A 21,850-nucleotide genomic window follows, 5' to 3' on the forward strand; every position below is an offset into this window, starting at 1 on the left:
ACCCGGAGCACGCCAGCCAGCGGCCGGACCCCAGAGATGGCTACCACGCACCCGACTTATGGCGCCCATGCAACAATGAAGCCGTAGCTGCCCCGCGTGCCTGCCTGCAGGCGCCAGCGCAGCTCCAGGCCCAGTCCCGGCCACCGGCGCGGCCCGCCTTTGCAGGGCAGGCGGCAGCCGCCACCTGGGGCTGCTCAAGAAATTCAAAAAGATTACGCCACTTTGGTGATGTAATTTGCGTATGCAGTCTCGCTTCCAACACATTGCCCTGATCGGCAAACACCATGCACCGCCCACTGCCGAGGTGCGCCAGCAGTCCTATGCGGCTTTCAGCCAGATCGCCTGCTATATCGAGGCCCAGGGCGGCACTGCATTCCTGGAGAAGGAAACCGCCGCCTTCACCGGCATGGAACACTACCCGACGCTCAGCATGCAGGAGATCGGTGAACGCTGCGACCTGGTCATTGTGCTGGGCGGTGACGGCACCATGCTGGGCGTGGGGCGCGAGCTGGCCCAGTACAACACGCCGCTGGTCGGTATCAACCAGGGCCGCCTGGGCTTTGTGACCGATGTGCCGTTGCAGACCTTCATGGGCCCGCTGTCGGCGATTCTGGCTGGCGAGTACGAAGAAGAAGTGCGCTCGATGATCCATGCCCGCGTGATGCGCGAAGGCCAATGCGTGTTCGAGGCCCTGGCCTTCAACGATGTGGTGGTGAACCGGGGCGGTACCTCGGGCATGGTCGAGCTGCGGGTCGAGGTCGATGGCCAGCTGGTGGCCAACCAGCGCGCGGATGGCTTGATCATTGCCACCCCGACCGGCTCGACGGCCTATGCGCTGTCGGTCGGCGGCCCCATCGTGCACCCGACGGTGCCCTGCTGGGTGATGGCACCGATTGCGCCGCATATGCTGTCCAACCGGCCCAGCGTGATTCCGGACACGCAGGAGATTTCGATCGAGGTGATTGGCGGGCGCGATGTGGCCGCCAATTTCGACATGCAGTCGCTCGCCTCCATCCTGCGCGGTGACAAGATTTTGGTGCGCAGCGCGCCGCACAAGGCGCGCTTTCTGCACCCCCGGGGCTGGAACTACTACGCCACCCTGCGCAAAAAGCTGGGCTGGAACGAAGGAGGCATCACGCCATGAGCCTCAGACGCATTGGCTTGCGTGATTTCGTCATCGTCGAGCAACTGGAAGTGGATTTCCAACCCGGCTTCACGGCGCTGACGGGCGAGACGGGTGCCGGCAAATCGATCCTGATCGATGCCTTGCAGCTGGTGCTCGGCCACCGCGCCGACACCGGCTTTGTGCGCCAGGGCGCGAGCCGCGCCGAGCTGATGGCCGAGTTCGATACACCCGCCACGCTCGAAGGCTTTCTGGCCGACAACGACATGCCGGGTGAGGAAACCTTGCTGCTGCGCCGCGTGATCGATGCGCAGGGCAAGAGCAAGTTCTGGATCAATGGCGTGCCCGCCACCGCCACGCAGCTGCGCAGCATTGCCGGCGCGCTGGTCGATATCCATGGCCAGCATGCCTGGCAGGGGCTGACCCAGCCCGAATCGGTGCGCCAGCTGCTCGACGCCTATGCCGGTGCCGACAGCACCCCCACGCAACGCGCCTATGCGCTGTGGCGCAGTGCCGACAAGGCCTTGCAGCAAGCGCGCAGCATGGAAGAAACCCACCAGCGCGAGCGCGAACGCCTGCTCTGGCAGATCGCCGAAATCGACAAGCTCGCGCCCGGCCCGCAGGAATGGGAAGAGCTCAACACCCAGCATGGGCGCCTGTCCAATGCCCAGGCTTTGATGGACGCGGCCAACAACGCGATGGCCAGCCTGGAAGGCGAAGACGGCGGCGCGCTCACCCAGGTCAACCGCAGCCTGCATGCGCTGCAGGATCAGGCCCATGTGGAGCCGGGTTTTTCGGCGATGGCCGAATCGCTGGAGTCGTGCCTGGCCCAGCTCGAGGATGTGATGCGCTCGCTCAACGGCTACCTGCGCCATGCCGAGCTGGACCCGGACAAGCTCGAACAGCTGGACCAGCGCCTGGGCAGCTGGATATCGCTGGCGCGGCGCTACAAGCGTGCGCCCGAAGACCTGCCCGCGCTGCTGCAGGGCTGGCATGCCGAGCTGCTGGCGCTCGAAGCCTCCTCCGACATGGTGCAACTCAGCAAGAACGCCCAGCAGGCACAGGAGGCCTACCAAAAAGTGGCCGCTACGCTGAGCCAGGCGCGCCAGCAGGCGGCCAAGCGCCTGTCCAAGGCCATCACCGCTGCGATGCAGGACCTGGGCATGGCCGGCGGCCGTTTTGTCGCCCAGGTCAGCCCCGCACGCGAGCCGCGCAGCGATGGCATTGACGATGTGGAACTGCTGGTCGCCGGCCACCCCGGCACCGATCCCAAGCCGATTGCCAAGGTGGCCTCGGGCGGCGAGCTCTCGCGCATCTCGCTGGCCATTGCAATATCGACCAGCCAGCTCGGCCAGGCGCCCACCCTGATCTTTGACGAGATCGATTCGGGCATTGGTGGCGCGGTGGCCGATGCGGTGGGCCGTGTGATGCGTGCGCTGGGCCGTGACCGCCAGGTGCTGGCCGTCACCCACCTGGCCCAGGTGGCTGCGCGCGGCGACCACCACCTGCTGGTGGCCAAGCAGCGCAGCAAGGGCGGCAGCACCAGCCATATCCGTACCGTGGCCGATGACGAGCGGGTCAATGAAATCGCCCGCATGCTGGGCGGCGAAAACCTTTCGGCCACCAGCCGGGCGCATGCCCAAGAGATGATTGCCGGAGGAATGAATGACCGATAAGACATCTGCCCCGCAGCCGCTGGAAGTGGTGGTCATCACCGGCATGGCCGGCTCGGGCAAGTCCGTGGCACTGCATGCGCTCGAAGACGTGGGCTACTACTGTGTGGACAACTTTCCGCCCGAGCTGATGCAGGCCCTGGTGTCGCTGGAGCACTGGCAGCACGGCAGCCGCGTGGCCATTGCAATGGATGCGCGCAGCGCCAAGGGCCTGTACCTGGTGCCCGAGCAGCTCGAGCGGCTGCGCGAAGCGGGCGCGCAGGTACGGCTGATCTACATGGATGCGCAGCGCGACACGCTGATGCGCCGCTTCTCCGAAACCCGCAGGCGCCACCCGCTGACCAACGAAAAGCTGCAGGAAGGCCCGCGCGCGCTGGTGCAGATGATTGAAGAGGAGCGTGCGCTGCTGTCCGATCTGCGCGAGCAGGCCCATGTGATCGACACCAGCAATATGCGCGGCTCCCAGCTGCAGGCCTATATCAAGGAGTGGATCCAGGCACCGCAATCGAGCCTGACCTTGCTGTTCCAGTCCTTTGGTTTCAAGCATGGCATCCCCATCGACAGCGACTACATGTTCGATGTGCGCATGCTGCCCAACCCCTACTACGAGCCCGAGTTGCGCCCCCACACCGGGCTGGAAGCACCGGTTGCCAACTTCCTGGCGCAGCAGCCCAAGGTGCTGCAGATGCAGGCCGATATCATCCGTTTTCTGGACAACTGGCTGCCCGAGCTGGTGAAGAACCACCGCAGCTACGCCACCGTGTCGGTGGGCTGCACCGGCGGCCAGCACCGCTCGGTCTACCTGGTCAATGCGCTGGCCCAGCACTTTCAAGGCCGTTGGACCACCTTGCAGCGCCACCGCGAGCTGGGCGCCAAAAAAAGCTGATGCCCGCGCTGCTTACTCGGCGCGCAAGGCGACGCTGAGCTGGTCCACCACGTTCGCCCAATCAGCATCGGCGCTGATGCTCTCGCGCAGGAAACGGGCTTGCGCTGGCGACCAGAATGCCGCATCTGCCAGCAGCACCTTGTCGGGCAGCGGGCGGTGCGATTCGATGAACTGGCGGATCGAGGCGTCATCATCGGGCAGGCCCAGTTGCTGGAACAGCGACGAGAAGGGGTGGACCGTGGGCTCCATGGAGTACTTTCAAGACAAGAGGATGGCTGCAGTCTAAGCGCCGGGCAGCGGCGCCCTTTGCAGGACAAGCCCGGTAATGGACGCCAGTGCCGGCAGCCGAGCCCGCCTCAAAACCCGCGCTGCAGCAGGCTGCGAATCGGCGCGGGCAGTCCCAGATCGGGCCATTGCGCAGGCAGGCACCACTGGCCCGAGGGCGTGGGCACACCATCGCTGGCAACGGGTATCCGCACCGGGTGCAGATGCAGATCCTTGTGCGTGAGCACATGCAGAAAAGGCCGGGCATGCACCGCCTCCGAGGCATCACCGTGCTGTGCCGACTGCGCAAGCAGCGCCTCTTCACTGTCATAGACCGGCAGGCAGAACAGGCCGGCCCAGATGCCGGGCGCCGGGCGCTTTTCCAGCCAGATGGCGCCATCGGGCCGCTGCCAGCACAGCAGCCACCAGCTAGCGGCGCTGCGCTTCAATTTCTTGGTCTTGACGGGATAGCGCTCGGGCTGGCCCTTGCGGTGGGCCACGCAATCGCCGTGCACCGGGCACAGCAGGCAACTGGGCTTCTTGGCGGTGCAGATGGTGGCGCCCATGTCCATCATGCCCTGGGTGTAGCGCGGCATATTGCGCGCCAGGTCGGTGGTGGGCAGCAGGTCTTCGGCCAGCGCCCAGAGCTTTTTCTCGGCGGCGCTGCTGGCCAGGTCATCCTCAAAGCCCAGCACGCGGGTGAGCACCCGTTTGACGTTGGCATCCAGAATGGCGGCGCGCTGCGCAAAGCAGAACGAGGCAATCGCGCCTGCGGTCGAACGGCCAATGCCCGGCAAGGACGAGAGTTCTTCGACCGTGTGCGGGAACGCGCCGCCAAAGCGCTCCATCACTTCCTTGGCGCAGCGGTGCAGGTTGCGCGCGCGGCTGTAGTAGCCCAGGCCGCTCCACAGCGCCATCACCTCTTCATCGCTGGCCGCGGCCAGATCGGCCACCGTGGGGCAGCGCTGCAAAAAGCGCTCGTAGTAGCCCAGCACGGTGCTGACCTGGGTTTGCTGCAGCATGATCTCGGACAGCCAGACGCGGTAGGCATCCTGGGTGTTCTGCCACGGCAGATGGTGTCTTCCGTGGACTGTCTGCCAGGCCACGATCTGTTCGGAAAATCGACTCACAATCGCTGTTCTCGGGGGGAGTAGTTATCGGTGGGCCTGGCCGCTCTGGGGCGGCCTGCCAGGCCCGCGTTTATTTCTGGCAGCGCTTGCAGTAATAGGTGCTGCGCTGCCCTTGCTTGATGAGCTGCACCGGCTGGCCGCATTGCGGGCAGGGCTCTCCGGCCCGGCCATAGACGCTGGCCTGCGCCTGGAAGGCACCGGCATAGCCATTGACCTGGACAAAATCGCGCAAGGTGCTGCCGCCCAGCGCAATCGAGCGGGTCAGCACCTCCACAATCGCTGCATGCAGGCGTTTCGCCTGGGGCCGCGTCGTCTGGTTGGCCGGTTTGGTGGGTGCGATGCCGGCCAGGAACAGCACCTCGCTGGCGTAGATATTGCCCACGCCCACGACCACCTGGCCGCCCAGCAGCAGCTGCTTGATCGGTGTGCGCGACTTTTGCAGCCCGGCCCAGAGGTGCTCCACGCTGAAGCCGGCACCCAGAGGCTCCACGCCCAGGTTGGCCAACAGCTTGGCGGCCATGCCGGAGTCGGCATCGGCGGACCAGACCACCGCACCAAAACGGCGCGGGTCATGCAGGCGCAGCAGGTGCTGGTCGGTGAACAGGTCGAAATGGTCATGCGGGCCGGCGGGCGCATCCATGGGGCTGACCTGCAGGCTGCCGGACATGCCCAGGTGGATCAGCACCACGCCCTGGTCCAGCACCAGCACGATGTATTTGCCCCGGCGCTGCACCTCGGTGATGGTGCGCCCGGCCAGCGCGGCGGTGTCGATGCCCAGCGGCCAGCGCAAAGGCTTGCCCATGCGCACGGCGGCAATGCGCGCGCCTTGCAGCGGCGCAACCAATCCCCGCCGCGTGACTTCCACTTCTGGTAACTCTGGCACTTTCTTCCTTCTGCAAGGCCCTTGGGCATCGTTTATTATGGGCCGATGACGCAAAAACTTCGTTTACTGGCTTATTTTCTGGCCTCCGGCCTGATGGCACCCGCGTTTGCAGCGCCTGCCCAAGCACCGCAGCATGGCGCTGCCCAGCGGCAACTGGCCTTGGCGGCGGCCGAGCGCGCCGATGATGCCAGAGTCGAGCTGGATGCGGAGCTTTTTTACGAGCTGCTTTTGGGCGAAATGTATGCCTACCGCGGTGATGCGGCCACCAGCGTGGAGTTGCTGCTCGATGCCGCCCGCCGCTCGGGTGACGAAAAGGTCTACCAGCGCAGCGCGCAGCTGGCGCTGCTGTCGCGCTCTGCCAGCCGTGCCACCGAGGTGGCCCAGGCCTGGAAAAGCGCCTTTCCGCAATCGCGCGCAGCCAGCCGCTACATGCTGCAGGTGATGCTCTCGACCAACCATGGCGAGGAAACCGGCCCCCTGCTCAAGCAAGAGATCGCGCTGGCCAAGCCCGATGAAAAGCTCGACTGGATCCGCGCCATCCCCAGCATCTACCGGCGCCTGAGCGACCAGGAGCTGGCCGCCCGCATTGTGCGCGAGGCGCTGACCCCCGAGCTGGAAAACCCCGCCACCGGCCCCGAATCCTGGGCCGCCATTGGCCGCATGGAGCTGGCCGCCGACCAGAAGACCGAGGCGCTGGCGTCCGCCCGCCGGTCGCTGCAACTCAACCCCGACAACGAAAGCGCAGCCAAGCTGGCTGCTGACCTGGTCAACGCCGGCGTGCCCGGGGCGGAGGCGCTGGTGGTGGACTTTTTGGACAAGTCCAAGAGCGGTGAAGCCCACCTGGCCTATGCGCGCAGCCTGATGAACGCCGAGCGCTTTACCGAGGCCAAGGCCCAGCTGGACAATGCCACGCGCCTGAGCCCCGAATCTGCCGACGCCTGGATGCTGAAGGCCGCGCTGGAGGCCCAGCTCAAGCAGTACACCGAGGCCGATGTCTCGCTGCTCAAGCTCGACACCCTGATCGACAAATTCCCCTCGGCCGTGCTGCAGCGCGAAGTGCGCATCCAGAGCCTGATGCTGCGCGAGCAGATGGCCGAGGCCCAGCAGAAATGGGCCGAGGCCGACCGCTGGGCCGATGAGATCGCCAAGGCCGGCAACACCGCGCTGGCCACCTTGCGCAAGGCCTCCATCCAGATGCAGCAGGGCAACTACGACGCCGCAGCGGTTTTGTTGGAGCAACTGCCCGAGGGCAACGCCGGCGAGGCACGCGCCAAGCTGGCCGCCCAGGTGCAGCTGCAAAAGACCGCCAAGAACTATGCCAAGGCGCTGGAGCTGCAAGGCCGCCTGGTCGCGCTGCAGCCGCAAGACCCCGATGCGCTGTACGAGCAGGCCATGCTGGCCGAGCGCATGAACAACATGGAACTGGCCGAGACCCAGCTGCGCCGGCTGATCGAGCTGCAGCCCGATTTTCACCATGCCTATAACGCGCTGGGCTACTCGCTGGCCGATCGCGGCCTCAAGCTCGATGAGGCCAAGAGCCTGATCGAAAAGGCGCTGAGCATGTCGCCCGGCGATCCCTTCATCACCGACAGCCTCGGCTGGGTCGAGTTCAAGCTGGGCAACCTCGAGCGCGCCGCCGAGCTGCTGGAGCAGGCCTACACCAAGCAGCCCGATGCCGAGATTGGCGCCCACCTGGCCGAAGTCTGGTGGAAACAGGGCAAGACACGGCCTGCCGAAGAGCTGCTGCGCACGGTTCTGAAAACCGCACCCAACAACGACATGGTCAAGAAGACCTTTGAGCGCCTGGGAATCAAGCCATGATGCTGCAGCGCAGGCAGCTCTGCCTGGCTGCCATCGGCACCGGCTTGCTCCCCCTCCTCTCGGCCTGCAGCACGGCAGCGCGCCAGCTGGAAGCAGCCCCTGGCAAGACCTACTGGTCGGGCCGCATGTCGGTGCAGGTGCTGGACAGCCCCCCGCAAACCACCAGCGGCAGCTTTGAGCTGTCGGGCAGCCCCGACTCGGGTGAGCTGGTGCTGCTCAACCCGCTGGGCAATATCGTGGCGCGCGTGCAATGGTCACCCGGCCAGGCGAGCGCGCAGCAAGGCACGCAAACCCGCCAGGCCAGCTCGCTCGATGAGCTGACACGGACCTTGCTGGGCACCAGCTTGCCGATTGCTGCGCTGTTTGACTGGCTGCAGGGCAAGCCCACGGAGGCGGCCGGCTGGCAGGCCGATCTGGAGGCGCGCAGCGAAGGCAAGATTCTGGCCCGCCGTCTCCATCCCCTGCCTGAAGCCAGCCTGCGCATCGTGCTCGATGCGCCATGATTTTTTTGTGAGACCCTGATCCATGCGTACGCTGTACGACGTTCCCGCGCCTGCCAAGCTCAACCTCTTCCTGCACATCACCGGCAGGCGCGCCGATGGCTACCACCTGCTGCAGTCGGTCTTCATGCTGATCGACTGGGCCGACACGCTGCACTTTGAGCTGCGCAGCGGCGGCCAGATCAGCCGCGAAGACCTGAACACCCCGCTGCCCGCCGATGACCTGATCACCCGCGCCGCGCGGGCCTTGCAGCAGGCCACCGGCTGCAAGCAGGGCGTGCACATCGGCGTGCATAAAAACCTGCCGGCCCAGGCGGGCATGGGCGGCGGTTCCTCCGATGCCGCCAGCACCTTGCTGGCCCTGAACCAGCTCTGGGATTTGAAGCTCTCGCGCAGCGAACTGCAGCGCATCGGCTTGACGCTGGGCGCCGATGTTCCGTTTTTTATTTTTGGAAAATCGGCTTGGGTCGAAGGAATCGGTGACATAATACGTCCACTCGAAAACGAGCAGCAACTAGCAGACACCGCGCTGGTAGTTGTGAAGCCGCAAGAGGGTCTGGATACGAAACTTATTTTTTCAAGTCCGAACCTAAAACGCGATTCAGAAGCTGCTACAATGACGAGCTTCGCTGCAGAGAACTTTGACTTCGGTCGAAACGACTTGCAGCCGGTCGCAGAAAGCCTGTGCCCTTCGATAAAAAAAGTTTCTGACTTTTTGAAATCACAAGGATTACATGCTAGAATGACGGGCTCAGGTAGCGCAGTTTTCGCAGTGAAGAAAATGCAAGCTAATAGCTGCCAGAGCAGTTTTTCACAAGACTGGACAGTGAAAGATTGCACAAGTCTGATGGAACATCCTCTCAGAGGCTGGACCCAAGACTGAAAGTTTCAAAGGATTGGTGATGCTTAGCACCAATTCTTGTAGGGGAGTCGCCAAGCTGGTTAAGGCACCGGATTTTGATTCCGGCATGCGAAGGTTCGAATCCTTCTTCCCCTGCCATATTTCTTACCGCGTACAAGCAACGCACACAGCTAACCCATACCCACTGGGACGCTATGCAAGACCATCATCCAGACTTCATGGTTTTCACTGGCAACGCCAACCGCGAACTTGCCTCTGAAATTGCACAACACCTCCATACCTCTTTGGGTAACGCCGACGTAGGCCGTTTCTCTGACGGTGAAGTCACCGTCGAGATCAAGCAAAACGTCCGTACCCGCGATGTGTTCGTGGTGCAACCTACCTGCGCGCCCACCAACGACCATCTGATGGAACTGCTGGTGATGGTCGACGCCCTGAAGCGTGCATCGGCTGAGCATATCTGCGCCGTGATCCCCTATTTCGGCTACGCCCGCCAGGACCGCCGTGTTCGCTCGACCCGCGTGCCCATCACGGCCAAGGTGGTGGCCAACATGCTGCAAGCCGCTGGCGTGAGCCGCGTGCTGACGATGGACCTGCACGCCGACCAGATCCAGGGCTTCTTCGATATTCCGGTGGACAACATCTATGCATCGCCTGTGCTGCTGGGTGATCTGCGCCAGAAGAACTACGAAGACCTGATCGTTGTGTCGCCGGACGTTGGCGGTGTGGTGCGTGCACGCGCACTGGCCAAGCAACTCCATTGCGATCTAGCCATCATCGACAAGCGCCGCCCCAAGGCCAATGTGTCCGAAGTCATGCATGTGATCGGTGACATCGACGGCCGCAACTGCGTGATCATGGACGACATGATCGACACCGCAGGCACCTTGGTGAAGGCGGCGGAAGTGCTGAAGGAACGTGGCGCCAAGAAGGTCTACGCCTATTGCACGCACCCCATTTTCTCGGGCCCGGCCATCGAGCGTATCGGCAACGGCGCGGCGCTGGACGAAGTCGTGGTGACCAACACCATCCCGCTGTCAGCCGAAGCACGCAACTGCAGCAAGATCCGCCAGTTGTCGGTGGCACCGCTGATCGGTGAGACCATCCACCGCATCGCCACCGGCGAATCGGTGATGAGCCTGTTCCAGGAAGCCGACTGATCAAAGGGCCCGCAAGGCCCTTTTTCTGCTTTCTGCTAAAATAGATAGTTTTCGCTGGCCGCTGCAATTTGTAGCGGCCTTTTTAACCGGGTGAACTGGTCGCGGTTCATCCCACATTGGAGTAATAAAATGAACGTTGTCGCTTTTGCGCGCGCTAAGCAAGGTACGGGTGCGAGCCGCCGCCTGCGTAATTCTGGCCGTACGCCTGGCATCATCTACGGTGCTGCTGCTGAGCCTCAGTTGATCGAAGTGGACCACAACAGCCTGTGGTACGCCCTCAAGAAGGAAGCCTTCCACGCATCCGTGCTGGAACTGGACCTGGACGGCGCCAAGAGCCAAGTGCTGTTGCGCGACGTGCAATACCACCCCTACAAGCAGCTGGTGCTGCACATCGACTTCCAACGCGTCGATGCCAACACCGCGCTGACCATGAAGGTGCCAGTGCACTTCAGCGGTGCTGAAGAATCCCCAGCAGTGAAGATCGACAAGTACCTGGTGACCCCGGTTGTGACCGAAATCCAAGTGATCTGCATGCCCAAGGACCTGCCCGAATTCATCGCGGTGGACCTGAGCAAGCTGGAAAAGGGCTCGACCATCCACCTGAAGGACATCGCTCTGCCTAAGGGCGTGAAGCTGGCTGCACAAACCAACCCTGCGCTGGTGTCCGTGGCCGCTCCTGCCGCTGCTGAACCTGCAGAAGGCGAAGCGCCTGCTGCTTAATCGCACAGCAAGCTGCTGACGCCCCTGGCGTCTGCAAGCCAGAGGCTGCATTGCTGGTCAATGCAGCCTTTTTTCATTCTTCCCACCACCCCATTCCATCCGCCCATGATCAAGCTGTTTGTTGGCCTCGGCAACCCCGGCCCTGAATACGAAGGCACGCGCCACAACGCCGGCTTCTGGTGGATTGATGCGCTGGCCCAGGACTTGCGCCTGCAGCTGGTGCCCGACCGCAATTACTATGGCCTGGTCGCACGTACTTCGGTGCAGGGCGAGTCGGTCTGGCTGCTCGAGCCCCAGACCTTCATGAATCTGTCGGGCAAGTCGGTCGGCGCCCTTGCACGTTTTTTCAAGATCAAGCCTGAAGAGATTCTGGTGGTGCACGATGAGCTCGATCTGCCGCCCGGCCAGGTCAAGCTCAAGCGCGGCGGAGGTCACGGCGGCCACAATGGCCTGCGCGATATCCATGCGCAGCTGGGATCGTCCGATTACTGGCGCCTGCGCATCGGCATCGGCCACCCCGGCGACAAGCAGGAGGTATCCAACTGGGTGCTGCGCAAGCCCGCACCCGACCAGCGCAAGCTGATCGAGGACAGCATCATTCATGCGCTGCAGGCATCGCCCGAGCTGCTGGCCGGCGACATGGAAAAGGCCACGCTCAAGATCCACACCACCAAGCCCCAGCGGCCCAAGCCGCCGCGCCCAGAGGCCCTCTGAGCGCGCCGGGCTACACGCCCATCACCACCCGATCACCCCGCAGTCACAGGCCCTTGTCGGCCTGCAGGCGCACATAGCGCTGCATCAAGGTGGGCTTGTCTTCCTGAAAATCGGGGTGCACCGGAATGCAGGCGACCGGGCAGATCTGCACGCACTGGGGCTCATCGAAGTGGCCCACGCATTCGGTGCAGCGGTGCGGATCGATCTCGTAGTAGTCCTCCCCCATCGAGATGGCATCGTTGGGGCACTCGGGCTCACACACATCGCAGTTGATGCACTCATCGGTAATCATCAAGGCCATGGATGCGTCTCCAAGATTCCAGCACGGGGGAAGAAGTGTGACATGAGCGACATTATCCCGCGACCTCCTTAGCCATACTCGTGGCACTGCGAGTAAGCATGTATGGTGTGTCGGAATTGTTCGCGTTATGCTTGCCGCTGCGAAAAAATACAACAAGCACCAGCAGGTCTGCGCGCCTTTCCTAACCACGACGGCTACCCATGGGTCTTTTCATTCTCAAGCGCACACTCACCTTGCTGCTCACCTTGTTGGGCACCTCGATTGTCGTCTTCCTCGTTCTGGAGATCCTGCCCGGCAACGCCGCCCAGATGCTGATGGGGCCCGATGCCGCGCCCGAAGCAGTCGCTGAGCTGGCCGAACAGCTCGGGCTCAACCAGCCCGCCTGGGAGCGCTATGTGCACTGGATCTCGGGCCTCGTGCACCTGGACCTGGGCAATAGCTACAGCTACGGCACCCCGGTCATCGAACTGATTGCCGAGCGCATGGCGCTCACCTTGCCGCTGGCCTTGATGGCGATGACCATCACCACCGTGGTGGCACTGGCCGCCGGCATCTATGCCGCCAGCCGCCACAACAAGCTCGGCGATGTCAGCGTCATGGGCATGGCTCAGCTGGGCATTGCCATCCCCAATTTCTGGTTCGCCATCTTGCTGATCCTGCTGTTTTCGGTGCACCTCAAATGGTTCTCGGCCGGCGGCTTTCCGGGCTGGACCGAGGCCTCGGGCGGCTCGCCCTGGGCGGCGCTCAAATCGCTGATGCTGCCGGCGCTGTCGCTGGCCGTGGTGCAGGCGGCCATTCTGGCACGCATCACGCGCTCGTCGGTGCTCGAAGTGCTGCGTGAGGACTTTGTGCGCACCGCCCGGGCCAAGGGCCTGTCGCAACGCGCAGCACTCTACGGCCATGTGCTGCGCAATGCGCTGGTGCCCGTCGTCACCGTGATGGGCCTGCAGTTTGCCGAGCTGATGGCCGGCACCATCGTGGTCGAGAACGTGTTCTACCTGCCCGGCATGGGCCGGCTGATCTTTCAGGCCATTGCCAACCGGGACCTGATGGTGGTGCGCAACTGCGTGATGCTGCTCGCCGCCATGGTGGTGATCGTCAATTTCGTGGTGGACCTGCTCTATGCCTGGATCGACCCCCGCACCAAAGCCAGCGATATCTGAGCACGCCATGCAACCGCCTACCTCCGTCGCCCCCATCCTGCCCACGCCCGCTGCCAGCCCAGCGCCTGGCCACACGGCATCCCGCAACACGCTGTGGCGCCGCGCGCTGCGCAACCCCAGCTTCATGATTGGCCTGGTGCTCACGGCCCTGCTCTTGCTCGCCGCTGGCCTGTCCTATGTCTGGACGCCGCACTCGGCCTTCGAGATGAACATGGAGGCCAAGCTGCAAGGGCCATCGCTCGCCCACTGGCTGGGCACCGATGCCTATGGGCGCGATGTCGCCTCGCAGCTGCTGCTGGGCGCGCGTGCTTCCATTTTGGTCGGCGTCATTGCCGTGGGCATCGGCGTCGTGGTTGGCACGGCGCTGGGCCTGCTGGCCGCTGCCAAACGCGGCTGGGTTGAAGAGGCCATCATGCGCCTGGCCGATTTCTCGCTGGCCTTCCCCGCGATTCTCTCGGCCATCATGCTGACTGCCGTGTTCGGCCCGGGCATCATCAATGCCATCGTGGCCATCGGCATCTACAACATCCCGATGTTCGCCCGCATCGCACGCGGCTCGGCCAACACCATCTGGGGGCGCGAATATGTCACCGCCGCCCGCGCCTGCGGCAAGGGCGCCTGGGCCATCACCTGGCAGCATGTGCTGCCCAATATCTCGGCCACCTTGATCGTGCAGAGCACCATCCGCTTTGCGATTGCGATCCTGGCCGAGGCCGCACTGTCCTACCTGGGCCTGGGCACGCAGCCGCCGCAGCCGTCCTGGGGCCGCATGCTGAGCGAGGCACAGACCTTGATGTTCCAGGCGCCGCTGCTGGCCGTCTTCCCAGGCGTGGCGATTGCCTTGTCGGTGCTGGGGCTCAACCTGCTGGGCGACGGTCTGCGCGACCTGCTTGACCCGCGTCTGGCCCGCAAGCGCTAAGGAGTTGCCATGGCATTGATCGATGTACAGCACTTGGAAATCGTGCTGCAAACCCACCGGGGCCCCGCCCGCGCCGTGCGCGATGTCAGCTTCCAGATCGAGCGCGGCCAGGCCCTGGGCCTGATTGGCGAGTCGGGCTGCGGCAAGTCCATCACGGCCATGGCCTTGATGGGCCTGCTGCCGGAGTCGGCCCAGGTCAACGGCAGCGCCCAGCTCGACGGCCAAAGCCTGGTGCAGCAGCCCGACCACTGGTGGCGCAGCGTGCGCGGCAACCGCATTGCGATGATCTTCCAGGAGCCGATGACGGCACTCAACCCGGTGCACACCATTGGCCGCCAGATCAGCGAACCGCTGCGCCTGCACAAGGGCTGGAGCGCGCGCCAGGCCCGTGAAGAAGCGATTGCGCTGCTCGACCGCGTCGGCATCGCCCAGCCGGCGCAACGCTTTGATGCCTATCCGCACCAGTTCTCGGGCGGGCAGCGCCAGCGCATCACGATTGCGATGGCGCTGGCCTGTGGCCCGGATCTGCTGATCGCCGACGAGCCCACGACGGCGCTGGACGTCACCATCCAGCAGCAGATCCTGGACCTGATCAATGGGCTGGTGCAGGAGCGCCAGATGGCCTTGCTGCTGATCTCGCACGACCTGGGCGTGATCTCGCAGAACGTCGACAAGATGGTCGTGATGTATGGCGGCACCGTCGTCGAATCGGGCAGCACCGAGGCCGTGTTCGAGCACATGGCCCACCCCTACACCCGGGGCCTGCTGGCCGCGCGCCCCAGCATGCAGCCGCGCATCCAGGGTCAGCCCCAGCGCCTGCACACCATTGCCGGCTCGGTGCCCGAGCTGGTCGACCTGCCCGCAGGCTGCACCTTTGCCGGGCGCTGCAGCTTTACCCAGGCCCCCTGCTTTGTGCAAAGGCCGCCCAGCGTGGCGCTGCCATCGACCCATCCGCAGGAGACGCACCAGGTGCACTGCCTGCGCCCCGAGGCCTACGCCATCGCCACCGAGACCCCTGACGAGACCCCCGCATGACGGCAGCCCCCCACGACACCCCCTTGCTGCAGGTGCGCGACCTGGTGCACACCTACACCCTGCCCCGCGAAAAGCTGTTTTCCGCGCCCCCCACGGTGCAGGCCCTCAAGGGCGTGAGCTTTGAGCTGCATGCCGGCCAGAGCCTGGGCATCGTTGGCGAGTCGGGCTCGGGCAAGTCCACCCTGGCGCGCCTGGTGATGGCGCTGGACCAGCCGACCTCCGGCCAGGTGCTGCTCGAAGGCCAGGACCTGCACCGCATGGAAGCGGCCGCTCTGCAGCGCGCGCGCAAGGATTTCCAGATGGTGTTCCAGGACCCCTATGGCTCGCTCGACCCGCGCCAGACCGTCGAGCGCATCGTCAGCGAGCCGCTGCAGGCGCAAAACACCGCCTCGCGGGCCGAGCAGCGTGAGCGCGCCAGCCAGGTGCTGCAGCAGGTGGGCCTGCGCGCGCAGGATGTGGACAAGTACCCGCATGAGTTCTCCGGCGGCCAGCGCCAGCGCATCGCCATCGCCCGTGCGCTGATCACCAAGCCCCGGCTGATCATTGCCGACGAGCCGGTCAGCGCCTTGGACGTGTCGGTACAGGCCCAGGTGCTCAACCTGATGCAGGACCTGCAGCGCGAGCATGGCATCACCTACCTGCTCATCAGCCACGACCTGGCCGTCATCAACCACCTCTGCGACGCCGTGGTGGTGCTCTACCAGGGCGAGATCGTCGAGCGCGGCGCGCCCAGCGAGCTGTTCCAGCATGCCCAGCATCCCTATACGCAAAAACTGGTGCAGGCCGTGCCCCAGGTGCGGCCACGCCGACACCGCATGCCAGCAGGGATTGGCGCAAGTCCTGTATAACCGTGTTTGAGCTTCTCGGCGCGCCCGGCAAGGGCGTTGCCACTCCGCAGCTTTCCCCCATAAATTGAATAAAACCCTATCCAAGGAGTACCCGGATGCTGAACCGTAGACACCTGCTTGCCGCAGGCACCCTGGCACCGCTGCCGCTGTGGCTGCCTGGCATCGCCCAGGCGCAGGCCAAGAAAGACACCGTTGTGCTGGGCATGACGCTGGAACCACCAGGACTGGACCCGACCGCCGGCGCCGCCTCGTCGATTGCCGAGATCACGCACTACAACCTCTACGAGACGCTGACCAAGATCAACTCGGACGGCAGTGTCTCGCCGCTGCTCGCCGAAAGCTGGGAAGTCTCGCCCGATCTCAAGAGCTACACCTTCAAGCTGCGCAACGGGGTGACTTTTCACAACGGCGAGCCCTTCAACGCCAACAGCGTCAAGTTCTCCTTTGACCGCGCGGCCGGCGAGAAGAGCACCAACAAGGACAAGCGCACCTTCGCCAACCTGACGGCCCAGGTGGTGGACGATCACACGGTGGTGATCCTGAACAAGGAAATCGACCCGGACCTGCTGTTTGTGCTGGGCCAGGCCACCTCGATCATCGTCGAGCCCAAGAGCGCCGACAGCAACGCCACCAAGCCCATCGGCACCGGCCCCTACAAGCTGGGCAACTGGAGCAAGGGCGCGTCCATCACCTTGGAGGCCTGGCCGCAGTACCGCAACCCCGGCAGCATCCGTATCCGCCGCGCCACCTTCCGCTTCATCTCGGATGCCGCTGCGCAAGTCGCCGCCTTGCTGGCCGGTGATGTGGACATCTTCCCGCGCGTCTCGGCCCGAGGCATCGACCAGTTCAAGACCAACCCGCGCTACCAGGTGGTCATCTCCGGCTCGCGCGCCAAGACCATCGTCGCCATCAATGAGCGCCGCAAGCCGCTCGATGATGTGCGTGTGCGCCGTGCGCTGTCCGCGGCCATCGACCGCAAGGCCGTCATCGCCGGCGCGGCCGAAGGCCTGGGCGTGCCGATTGGCAGCCACTATGTGCCCGGCGCCTATGGCTATGTGGACACCACCGGCATCAACCCCTTTGATGTGGAAAAGGCCAAGAAGCTGTTGGCCGAGGCCGGCGTGAAGACCCCACTGAGCCTGAGCATGACCCTGCCCCCCACGCCGTATGCGCGCCAGGGCGGCGAGATCATTGCCGCGCAACTGGCCAAGATCGGTGTCGAGGTCAAGCTGCAGAATGTGGAATGGGCGCAGTGGCTCTCGGGCACCTACACCAACAAGAACTACGACCTGTCGCTGATCTCGCACGTCGAGCCTTTCGATCTGGAGAACTACACCCGGCCCGATTACTACTGGGGCTACAAGTCCGAGAAGTTCAACAAGCTGTTCGAGCAGATCAAGCTTGAAGCGCGTCCTGCTGACCGCTCGCGCCTGCTGGGCGAGGCGCAGCGCCTGCTGGCCGAAGATGCCGCCAACGTCTTCCTGTACCAGCCGCAATGGGTGACCATTGCCGCCAAGAACGTGCGAGGTCTCTGGAAGGACATGCCGATCTTCATCAACGACCTGTCATCCATGTACTGGGCTTGAGCCCGGTCTTGCGCTAGGCTTCAAACCAGCACATCGCCCATCTACGGCCTGCCGAGATGGGCGTTTTTTATTCTGCGTCCTTACCCTTTTCACTACCCCTGCCCGATATGACCGCGTTGCACGATTGGCCCGCCACAGCGCTGCTGGCCGCCTACCAAAAGCAAGAACTCTCCCCTGTCGATGTCATGCAATCCGTCATCGACCATGTCGCGCAGTGGGAGCCGCACCTCTGCGCCACCTACCTCTACCGGCCGGAAGAGGCACTGGCGCAGGCACGGGCCAGCGAGGCGCGCTGGCACAAGGGCGCACCCGCCGGTCTGCTCGATGGCCTGCCGGTGACCATCAAGGAGAACATTGCCACCCAGGGCGACCCCCTGCCCGCCGGCACAGCGGCCGTCACGCTGGTGCCCGCAGCCGCCGATGCACCGCCCGCAGCCCGCCTGCGCGAGGCCCATGCCATCTGTTTCAGCAAGACCACCATGCCCGACTACGGCATGCTGTCGTCGGGGCTGTCGAGCTTTCACCCGCTCGCGCGCAACCCCTGGGACCTGAGCAAGGGCCCGGGCGGCTCCAGCGCGGGCGGTGGTGCGGCAGCGGCTGCCGGCTACGGACCACTGCACATCGGCACCGACATCGGTGGCTCGCTGCGCCTGCCGGCCAGTTGGTGCGGTATCTACAGCCTCAAGCCCAGCCTGGGCCGCATCCCCATCGACCCCCCTTACCAGGGCCGCGCTGCAGGCCCGATGACCCGCAGCGTGGACGACTCGGCACTGATGATGCAGGTGCTGTCGGCCCCCGATGCGCGCGACACGATGAGCCTGCCGCCGCAGGACATCGCCTGGAGCACGGTGGCCAGCACCGGCGCGGACTTTATCCGGGGCAAGCGCATTGGCCTCTTGCTCGATGCCGGCTGCGGCCTGCCGCTGCAGCCCGAGGTGCGCGCGGCCATCGAGCAGGCCGCTGCGCTGCTGGAAGCCGCTGGCGCGCAGATCACGCCGATGCAGCCCTTCATGACGCCTGCGATGCTGGACGGCATGGACCGCTTCTGGCGCATGCGCTCGCTGAGCGATCTGCAGGCGCTCAGCAGCGCGCAGCGCGACAAGGTGCTGCCCTATATCCGCGCCTGGGCCGAGAGCGCCGAGGGCATGAGCGGCAGCGCAGTATTCCAAGCCAGCCAGCAGTTCCACCAGGTGCGCCTGGCCACCGTCAAAGCCTGCAGCGCCTTTGATTTTGTGATCTCGCCGGTGGCGCCACATGCTGCCTTTGATGCCGAATGGGCATCGCCCACCAACGACCCCTTGCGCCCGCTGGAGCACATCGGCTTTACCGTGCCCTACAACATGTCGGAGCAGCCGGCTGCGTCCATCAACTGCGGCTACACCGCCGCTGGCCTGCCCATTGGCCTGCAGATTGCCGGCGCGCGTTTTGACGACCTGGGCGTGCTGCAGCTGTCGCGCGCTTTCGAGCAGATCCGCGGCCCGCAAAAGCCCTGGCCCCAGCCGCCCCAGGCCTGAGCCAAGGAGCGCAGCGCATGGGCACGCAGCAGGACCTGTATGGCAACCCGGTCAGCAGCGATGCGGCCGCCCTGCCCTACCTGAACGATTTTGCCGAAGGCTTTGCCGCCTGCGAGATGCGCGTGCTGCGCATCCTGGACATCGCCGCGCAGGACCCCAGCCCACTGGTGCAAATCTGGTGCGCCGCGCTCCATCTGTTTGCCGAAGATGCGCAGGCCGCCCAGCAGGCGCGGCCCTTTTTGCAGCGCGCCCGCACCCAGCTGGCGCAGGCCCATGACCGCGAAGCGCAGTGGCTGGCCGCCATCGAGGCCTGGGCCGATGGCGACATGCCCTTGGCTGCGCAAAGGCTCGAAGCACTGCTGCAGCACTACCCGCGCGATCTGGCCGCGCTCAAGCTTGCGCACTACCATGCCTTCAACCTGGGCGATTCCCCGGCCATGCTGCGCATGGCGCTGGCGGCCCAGCCGCACTGCGCCGATATCCCCTACTTCCACGGCATGCTGGCCTTTGCCTATGAGCAATGCCATCTGCTGGGCCAGGCCGAGCGCGCAGCGCGCCAGGCGCTGCATTTGCGCTTCAAGGAGCCCTGGGCCCACCATGCGCTGGCCCATGTACTGCTGACCCAAGGCCGCGTGGACGAGGGCCTGGCCTTTATGCAAAACGCGAGCAGCAGCTGGACGGGGCTCAACTCCTTCATGCAGACGCACAACTGGTGGCACCTGGCGCTGTTCCTGATGGAGGATGCGCGCCACGACGAGGCCCTGCAGCTGCATGACAGCCAGGTCTGGGGCGTGGTGCCGGCCTATTCGCAGGACCAGATCGGTTCCATCTCACTGCTGGCGCGGCTGGAGCTCGAAGGCGTCGATGTCGGCCAGCGCTGGCAGCAGCTCAGCCCCTACCTGCTGCAGCGCCAGCATGACCATGTGCTGCCGTTTCTGGATCTGCAGTACCTCTACGGCCTGGCACGCGCTGGGCAATGGCAGGCCGCGCAGCAGCTGCTGGCCAGCATGCAAGGCCATGCCGATGCGCAGGTCCAACCCCGGCTGCGCACGGCCTGGCAGGATGTTTGCCTGCCCGCCGCGCGCGGCCTGCTGGCCCATGCCCAAGGCCAGTACGGCCAGGCCGCCCAGCAGCTGGGGCCCCTGATTGCGCGCCTGGTCGAGGTCGGCGGCAGCCACGCGCAGCGCGACCTGTTCAGCCAGCTCTACTGGAGCGCCCTGCGGCACAGCGGCCAGTGGACGGCCTTGCAAAACCTGGTGCAGCCCTGGTACAACCAGCAGCCCCAATCCAAACGGCTGGCCGCGCATATGCGGCGCATTTACCAGGGCCTGGGCTTGCCACCCTCCCTGGCGGCTTGACAGTCAGGCCACCCAATCCGATTGCAGCAAGGCCCGCACCTGCTGCACCAGGGCCGGCTCAGCCCCCTGCACCGGCAGCAGGCCAAAGCGCACGCGGCTCAGGCGCGGCAAGCCCGCGCCAGGCAGCACGGGCGCCATCGCCTCGGTCAGCACCGCCGCATTGATGCATGCCACGCCCAAACCCGCCGCAATGGCCGACTGCAGGCCGGCGACGCCGGAGGCCTGGTGGGCCACCACATAGTCCAGGCCCTGCTGGCGCAAGCGCGTCTCGGCATAGTGGCGCAGCGCGCAGCTGTCGGGCAGCACCAGCAAGGGCAGCGGCTGGCCGGGCTCGGCGGCCCATTGGCGGGCACGGGCCCAGACCAGCGGCTCTTCGGGCCCCAGCAACTGCAGGCGCTGTTTGAAAGGGGGCAGCGCCATCACCACACCCAGATCGCACTGGCCCTGGGCATAGGCGGCCTCCACCTCGGCGCTGCGCAGCACGCTGACCTCCAGCCGCACGGCAGGGTGGCGTTCAGCCAGGGCCTTGAGCATGCGCGCCAGCGCATCGGGTTTGAAGTAATCGGTGACCGCCAGCTTGAGCGCCCCTTGCAGCGCCAGGCCGCGCATGTCGCGCAAGGCATGGTCGGCCATGCCCACCAGCGCCCGCGCATGGCCCAGCAGCTGGCTGCCCGCCGCCGTGGGCAGCACGCCAGTCTTGCTGCGCAGCAGCAGCGGCTTGCCAATGCATTCCTCCAGCTTCTTGATCTGCTCGCTCACCGCTGACTGCGACAGGAACAGCTGTGGCGCTGCGGCCGTCAGGCTGCCGGCCTCGACCACGGCGATCAGGGTGCGGAGCTGGGCGAGGTCCAGATGGGCCATGTTCTATCCAACGGTTTAACAGATGGCTTTCATCATATCTTCCCGTTTTTCAAATGCATAGAGGGCTCGCACAATAGACCCATCAACCACCCCAGGAGCCTTTCATGCCCCACATCGCCATCCAACTCTCCGGCTCCCGCCATGCCGAGCGCCAGCAACAGATCAGCCAGGCCATGGCCCAGCTCACCCAAGACATTCTGGGCAAGCGCCCCGAGGTGATTGCCATCGCCTTCACCCAGGTCGCTGCGCAGGACTGGTGGATTGCCGGCCAGACGCTGGAGGAGCTGGGACAGTCGGCCTTTCAGCTGGACATCAGCATCACCGACGAGACCAATACCAAGGCCGAAAAGGCGCGCTACCTGCAAGCGGTCTACGACACGATGGCCGGCCTGATGCCCAAGCTCCATCCGGTGTCCTATGTGCATCTGATCGATGCCCGCGCCGCCGCCTATGGCTATGGTGGCAAGACGCAGGAATACCGCTACCACCACGGTTAACCCATCCCGCCCAGCACAGCCGCCGGGGACTT

At 64.9% G+C, this 21,850-nt stretch carries 22 protein-coding genes and 1 tRNA gene; 18 read left to right on the plus strand and 5 right to left on the minus strand.

Annotated features, from left to right (window positions below; all coding sequences use genetic code 11):
• Positions 1–241 precede the first annotated feature (241 nt).
• From WH367_RS01620 to rapZ, 3 genes are read left to right on the plus strand one after another with little or no spacing between them, the layout of a single operon-like run.
• Positions 242–1,144, plus strand: coding sequence for an NAD kinase (locus WH367_RS01620; RefSeq protein WP_312988822.1), 903 nt, complete (start codon positions 242–244; stop codon positions 1,142–1,144).
• Positions 1,141–2,799: a DNA repair protein RecN gene (gene recN / locus WH367_RS01625; RefSeq protein WP_021025024.1), complete on the plus strand. Its 1,659-nt coding sequence runs from the start codon at positions 1,141–1,143 to the stop codon at positions 2,797–2,799. Before WH367_RS01620 ends, recN begins: the two co-directional genes overlap by 4 nt.
• The gene (gene rapZ, locus WH367_RS01630; RefSeq protein ID WP_021025023.1) at positions 2,789–3,682 is read left to right on the plus strand and encodes an RNase adapter RapZ; all 894 of its coding nucleotides are present in this window, start codon (positions 2,789–2,791) and stop codon (positions 3,680–3,682) included. Before recN ends, rapZ begins: the two co-directional genes overlap by 11 nt.
• A gap of 12 nt (positions 3,683–3,694) precedes the next feature.
• On the opposite strand, the gene WH367_RS01635 is transcribed toward rapZ, so the two are convergent.
• The 3 genes from WH367_RS01635 to mutM all read right to left on the minus strand — a co-directional run bounded on the left by WH367_RS01635 (position 3,695) and on the right by mutM (position 5,959).
• A complete protein-coding gene (locus WH367_RS01635; protein ID WP_339533900.1) occupies positions 3,695–3,931 on the minus strand; it encodes a DUF2789 domain-containing protein in 237 nt (78 codons plus the stop codon).
• 107 nt (positions 3,932–4,038) lie between these two features.
• Complete coding sequence (mutY, locus tag WH367_RS01640) at positions 4,039–5,076, minus strand: A/G-specific adenine glycosylase (RefSeq protein WP_339533902.1); 1,038 nt, start codon at positions 5,074–5,076, stop codon at positions 4,039–4,041.
• Between the two features lie 70 nt (positions 5,077–5,146).
• Positions 5,147–5,959, minus strand: coding sequence for a bifunctional DNA-formamidopyrimidine glycosylase/DNA-(apurinic or apyrimidinic site) lyase (mutM, locus tag WH367_RS01645; RefSeq protein ID WP_339533904.1), 813 nt, complete (start codon positions 5,957–5,959; stop codon positions 5,147–5,149).
• 45 nt (positions 5,960–6,004) lie between these two features.
• Between mutM and WH367_RS01650 the strand changes: the two genes are divergently transcribed.
• The 7 genes from WH367_RS01650 (at position 6,005) to pth (ending at position 11,736) form a co-directional block, all read left to right on the plus strand.
• The gene (locus tag WH367_RS01650) at positions 6,005–7,780 is read left to right on the plus strand and encodes a tetratricopeptide repeat protein (RefSeq protein WP_339533905.1); all 1,776 of its coding nucleotides are present in this window, start codon (positions 6,005–6,007) and stop codon (positions 7,778–7,780) included.
• A complete protein-coding gene (locus tag WH367_RS01655) occupies positions 7,777–8,283 on the plus strand; it encodes an outer membrane lipoprotein LolB (protein ID WP_339533906.1) in 507 nt (168 codons plus the stop codon). Before WH367_RS01650 ends, WH367_RS01655 begins: the two co-directional genes overlap by 4 nt.
• Before the next feature lie 22 nt (positions 8,284–8,305).
• A complete protein-coding gene (gene ispE / locus WH367_RS01660) occupies positions 8,306–9,163 on the plus strand; it encodes a 4-(cytidine 5'-diphospho)-2-C-methyl-D-erythritol kinase (RefSeq protein ID WP_339533907.1) in 858 nt (285 codons plus the stop codon).
• A 40-nt stretch (positions 9,164–9,203) separates the two neighbouring features.
• Positions 9,204–9,280 (plus strand) — tRNA-Gln (locus WH367_RS01665).
• A 56-nt stretch (positions 9,281–9,336) separates the two neighbouring features.
• Positions 9,337–10,302: a ribose-phosphate pyrophosphokinase gene (locus WH367_RS01670; protein ID WP_021025016.1), complete on the plus strand. Its 966-nt coding sequence runs from the start codon at positions 9,337–9,339 to the stop codon at positions 10,300–10,302.
• Between the two features lie 129 nt (positions 10,303–10,431).
• A complete protein-coding gene (locus tag WH367_RS01675; protein WP_021025015.1) occupies positions 10,432–11,022 on the plus strand; it encodes a 50S ribosomal protein L25/general stress protein Ctc in 591 nt (196 codons plus the stop codon).
• A 105-nt stretch (positions 11,023–11,127) separates the two neighbouring features.
• Complete coding sequence (gene pth, locus WH367_RS01680) at positions 11,128–11,736, plus strand: aminoacyl-tRNA hydrolase (protein WP_339533909.1); 609 nt, start codon at positions 11,128–11,130, stop codon at positions 11,734–11,736.
• Between the two features lie 43 nt (positions 11,737–11,779).
• Here the strand turns inward: pth and WH367_RS01685 are convergent, their stop codons facing one another.
• The gene (locus WH367_RS01685) at positions 11,780–12,037 is read right to left on the minus strand and encodes a YfhL family 4Fe-4S dicluster ferredoxin (RefSeq protein WP_021025013.1); all 258 of its coding nucleotides are present in this window, start codon (positions 12,035–12,037) and stop codon (positions 11,780–11,782) included.
• Between the two features lie 200 nt (positions 12,038–12,237).
• On the opposite strand from WH367_RS01685, the gene WH367_RS01690 reads away from it, so the two are divergent.
• From WH367_RS01690 to WH367_RS01720, 7 genes are all read left to right on the plus strand, one after another.
• The gene (locus tag WH367_RS01690; protein WP_339533910.1) at positions 12,238–13,200 is read left to right on the plus strand and encodes an ABC transporter permease; all 963 of its coding nucleotides are present in this window, start codon (positions 12,238–12,240) and stop codon (positions 13,198–13,200) included.
• A 7-nt stretch (positions 13,201–13,207) separates the two neighbouring features.
• Complete coding sequence (locus WH367_RS01695) at positions 13,208–14,119, plus strand: ABC transporter permease (protein ID WP_339518406.1); 912 nt, start codon at positions 13,208–13,210, stop codon at positions 14,117–14,119.
• Between the two features lie 9 nt (positions 14,120–14,128).
• Complete coding sequence (locus WH367_RS01700) at positions 14,129–15,154, plus strand: ABC transporter ATP-binding protein (protein ID WP_021025010.1); 1,026 nt, start codon at positions 14,129–14,131, stop codon at positions 15,152–15,154.
• A complete protein-coding gene (locus tag WH367_RS01705) occupies positions 15,151–16,002 on the plus strand; it encodes an ATP-binding cassette domain-containing protein (protein ID WP_339533912.1) in 852 nt (283 codons plus the stop codon). Before WH367_RS01700 ends, WH367_RS01705 begins: the two co-directional genes overlap by 4 nt.
• A 95-nt stretch (positions 16,003–16,097) precedes the next feature.
• Positions 16,098–17,588 (plus strand): ABC transporter substrate-binding protein, encoded by a 1,491-nt coding sequence (locus WH367_RS01710; protein WP_339533914.1) that lies wholly within the window; start codon positions 16,098–16,100, stop codon positions 17,586–17,588.
• Positions 17,589–17,695: 107 nt separating this feature from the next.
• A complete protein-coding gene (locus tag WH367_RS01715; protein ID WP_339533915.1) occupies positions 17,696–19,102 on the plus strand; it encodes an amidase in 1,407 nt (468 codons plus the stop codon).
• Positions 19,103–19,119: 17 nt separating this feature from the next.
• The gene (locus WH367_RS01720; RefSeq protein WP_339533917.1) at positions 19,120–20,460 is read left to right on the plus strand and encodes a tetratricopeptide repeat protein; all 1,341 of its coding nucleotides are present in this window, start codon (positions 19,120–19,122) and stop codon (positions 20,458–20,460) included.
• Between the two features lie 3 nt (positions 20,461–20,463).
• On the opposite strand, the gene WH367_RS01725 is transcribed toward WH367_RS01720, so the two are convergent.
• Positions 20,464–21,321, minus strand: a complete 858-nt coding sequence (locus WH367_RS01725; protein WP_339533919.1) for a LysR family transcriptional regulator — start codon at positions 21,319–21,321, stop codon at positions 20,464–20,466.
• A gap of 104 nt (positions 21,322–21,425) precedes the next feature.
• On the opposite strand from WH367_RS01725, the gene WH367_RS01730 reads away from it, so the two are divergent.
• Complete coding sequence (locus tag WH367_RS01730; RefSeq protein ID WP_339533921.1) at positions 21,426–21,818, plus strand: tautomerase family protein; 393 nt, start codon at positions 21,426–21,428, stop codon at positions 21,816–21,818.
• Positions 21,819–21,850 lie beyond the last annotated feature (32 nt).

The sequence above is a fragment of the Comamonas sp. MYb21 genome, from assembly GCF_037479395.1.
GTDB lineage: Bacteria > Pseudomonadota > Gammaproteobacteria > Burkholderiales > Burkholderiaceae_C > Comamonas.

What these genes read in the sequence shown, in the direction of transcription:
- WH367_RS01620 (WP_312988822.1), top strand. Translation starts at nt 242, where the DNA reads ATGCAGTCTCGCTTCCAACACATTGCCCTGATCGGCAAACACCATGCA.
- recN (WP_021025024.1), top strand. Translation starts at nt 1,141, where the DNA reads ATGAGCCTCAGACGCATTGGCTTGCGTGATTTCGTCATCGTCGAGCAA.
- rapZ (WP_021025023.1), top strand. Translation starts at nt 2,789, where the DNA reads ATGACCGATAAGACATCTGCCCCGCAGCCGCTGGAAGTGGTGGTCATC.
- WH367_RS01635 (WP_339533900.1), bottom strand. Translation starts at nt 3,931, where the DNA reads ATGGAGCCCACGGTCCACCCCTTCTCGTCGCTGTTCCAGCAACTGGGC.
- WH367_RS01650 (WP_339533905.1), top strand. Translation starts at nt 6,005, where the DNA reads ATGACGCAAAAACTTCGTTTACTGGCTTATTTTCTGGCCTCCGGCCTG.
- WH367_RS01655 (WP_339533906.1), top strand. Translation starts at nt 7,777, where the DNA reads ATGATGCTGCAGCGCAGGCAGCTCTGCCTGGCTGCCATCGGCACCGGC.
- ispE (WP_339533907.1), top strand. Translation starts at nt 8,306, where the DNA reads ATGCGTACGCTGTACGACGTTCCCGCGCCTGCCAAGCTCAACCTCTTC.
- WH367_RS01670 (WP_021025016.1), top strand. Translation starts at nt 9,337, where the DNA reads ATGCAAGACCATCATCCAGACTTCATGGTTTTCACTGGCAACGCCAAC.
- WH367_RS01675 (WP_021025015.1), top strand. Translation starts at nt 10,432, where the DNA reads ATGAACGTTGTCGCTTTTGCGCGCGCTAAGCAAGGTACGGGTGCGAGC.
- pth (WP_339533909.1), top strand. Translation starts at nt 11,128, where the DNA reads ATGATCAAGCTGTTTGTTGGCCTCGGCAACCCCGGCCCTGAATACGAA.
- WH367_RS01685 (WP_021025013.1), bottom strand. Translation starts at nt 12,037, where the DNA reads ATGGCCTTGATGATTACCGATGAGTGCATCAACTGCGATGTGTGTGAG.
- WH367_RS01690 (WP_339533910.1), top strand. Translation starts at nt 12,238, where the DNA reads ATGGGTCTTTTCATTCTCAAGCGCACACTCACCTTGCTGCTCACCTTG.
- WH367_RS01695 (WP_339518406.1), top strand. Translation starts at nt 13,208, where the DNA reads ATGCAACCGCCTACCTCCGTCGCCCCCATCCTGCCCACGCCCGCTGCC.
- WH367_RS01700 (WP_021025010.1), top strand. Translation starts at nt 14,129, where the DNA reads ATGGCATTGATCGATGTACAGCACTTGGAAATCGTGCTGCAAACCCAC.
- WH367_RS01705 (WP_339533912.1), top strand. Translation starts at nt 15,151, where the DNA reads ATGACGGCAGCCCCCCACGACACCCCCTTGCTGCAGGTGCGCGACCTG.
- WH367_RS01710 (WP_339533914.1), top strand. Translation starts at nt 16,098, where the DNA reads ATGCTGAACCGTAGACACCTGCTTGCCGCAGGCACCCTGGCACCGCTG.
- WH367_RS01715 (WP_339533915.1), top strand. Translation starts at nt 17,696, where the DNA reads ATGACCGCGTTGCACGATTGGCCCGCCACAGCGCTGCTGGCCGCCTAC.
- WH367_RS01720 (WP_339533917.1), top strand. Translation starts at nt 19,120, where the DNA reads ATGGGCACGCAGCAGGACCTGTATGGCAACCCGGTCAGCAGCGATGCG.
- WH367_RS01725 (WP_339533919.1), bottom strand. Translation starts at nt 21,321, where the DNA reads ATGGCCCATCTGGACCTCGCCCAGCTCCGCACCCTGATCGCCGTGGTC.
- WH367_RS01730 (WP_339533921.1), top strand. Translation starts at nt 21,426, where the DNA reads ATGCCCCACATCGCCATCCAACTCTCCGGCTCCCGCCATGCCGAGCGC.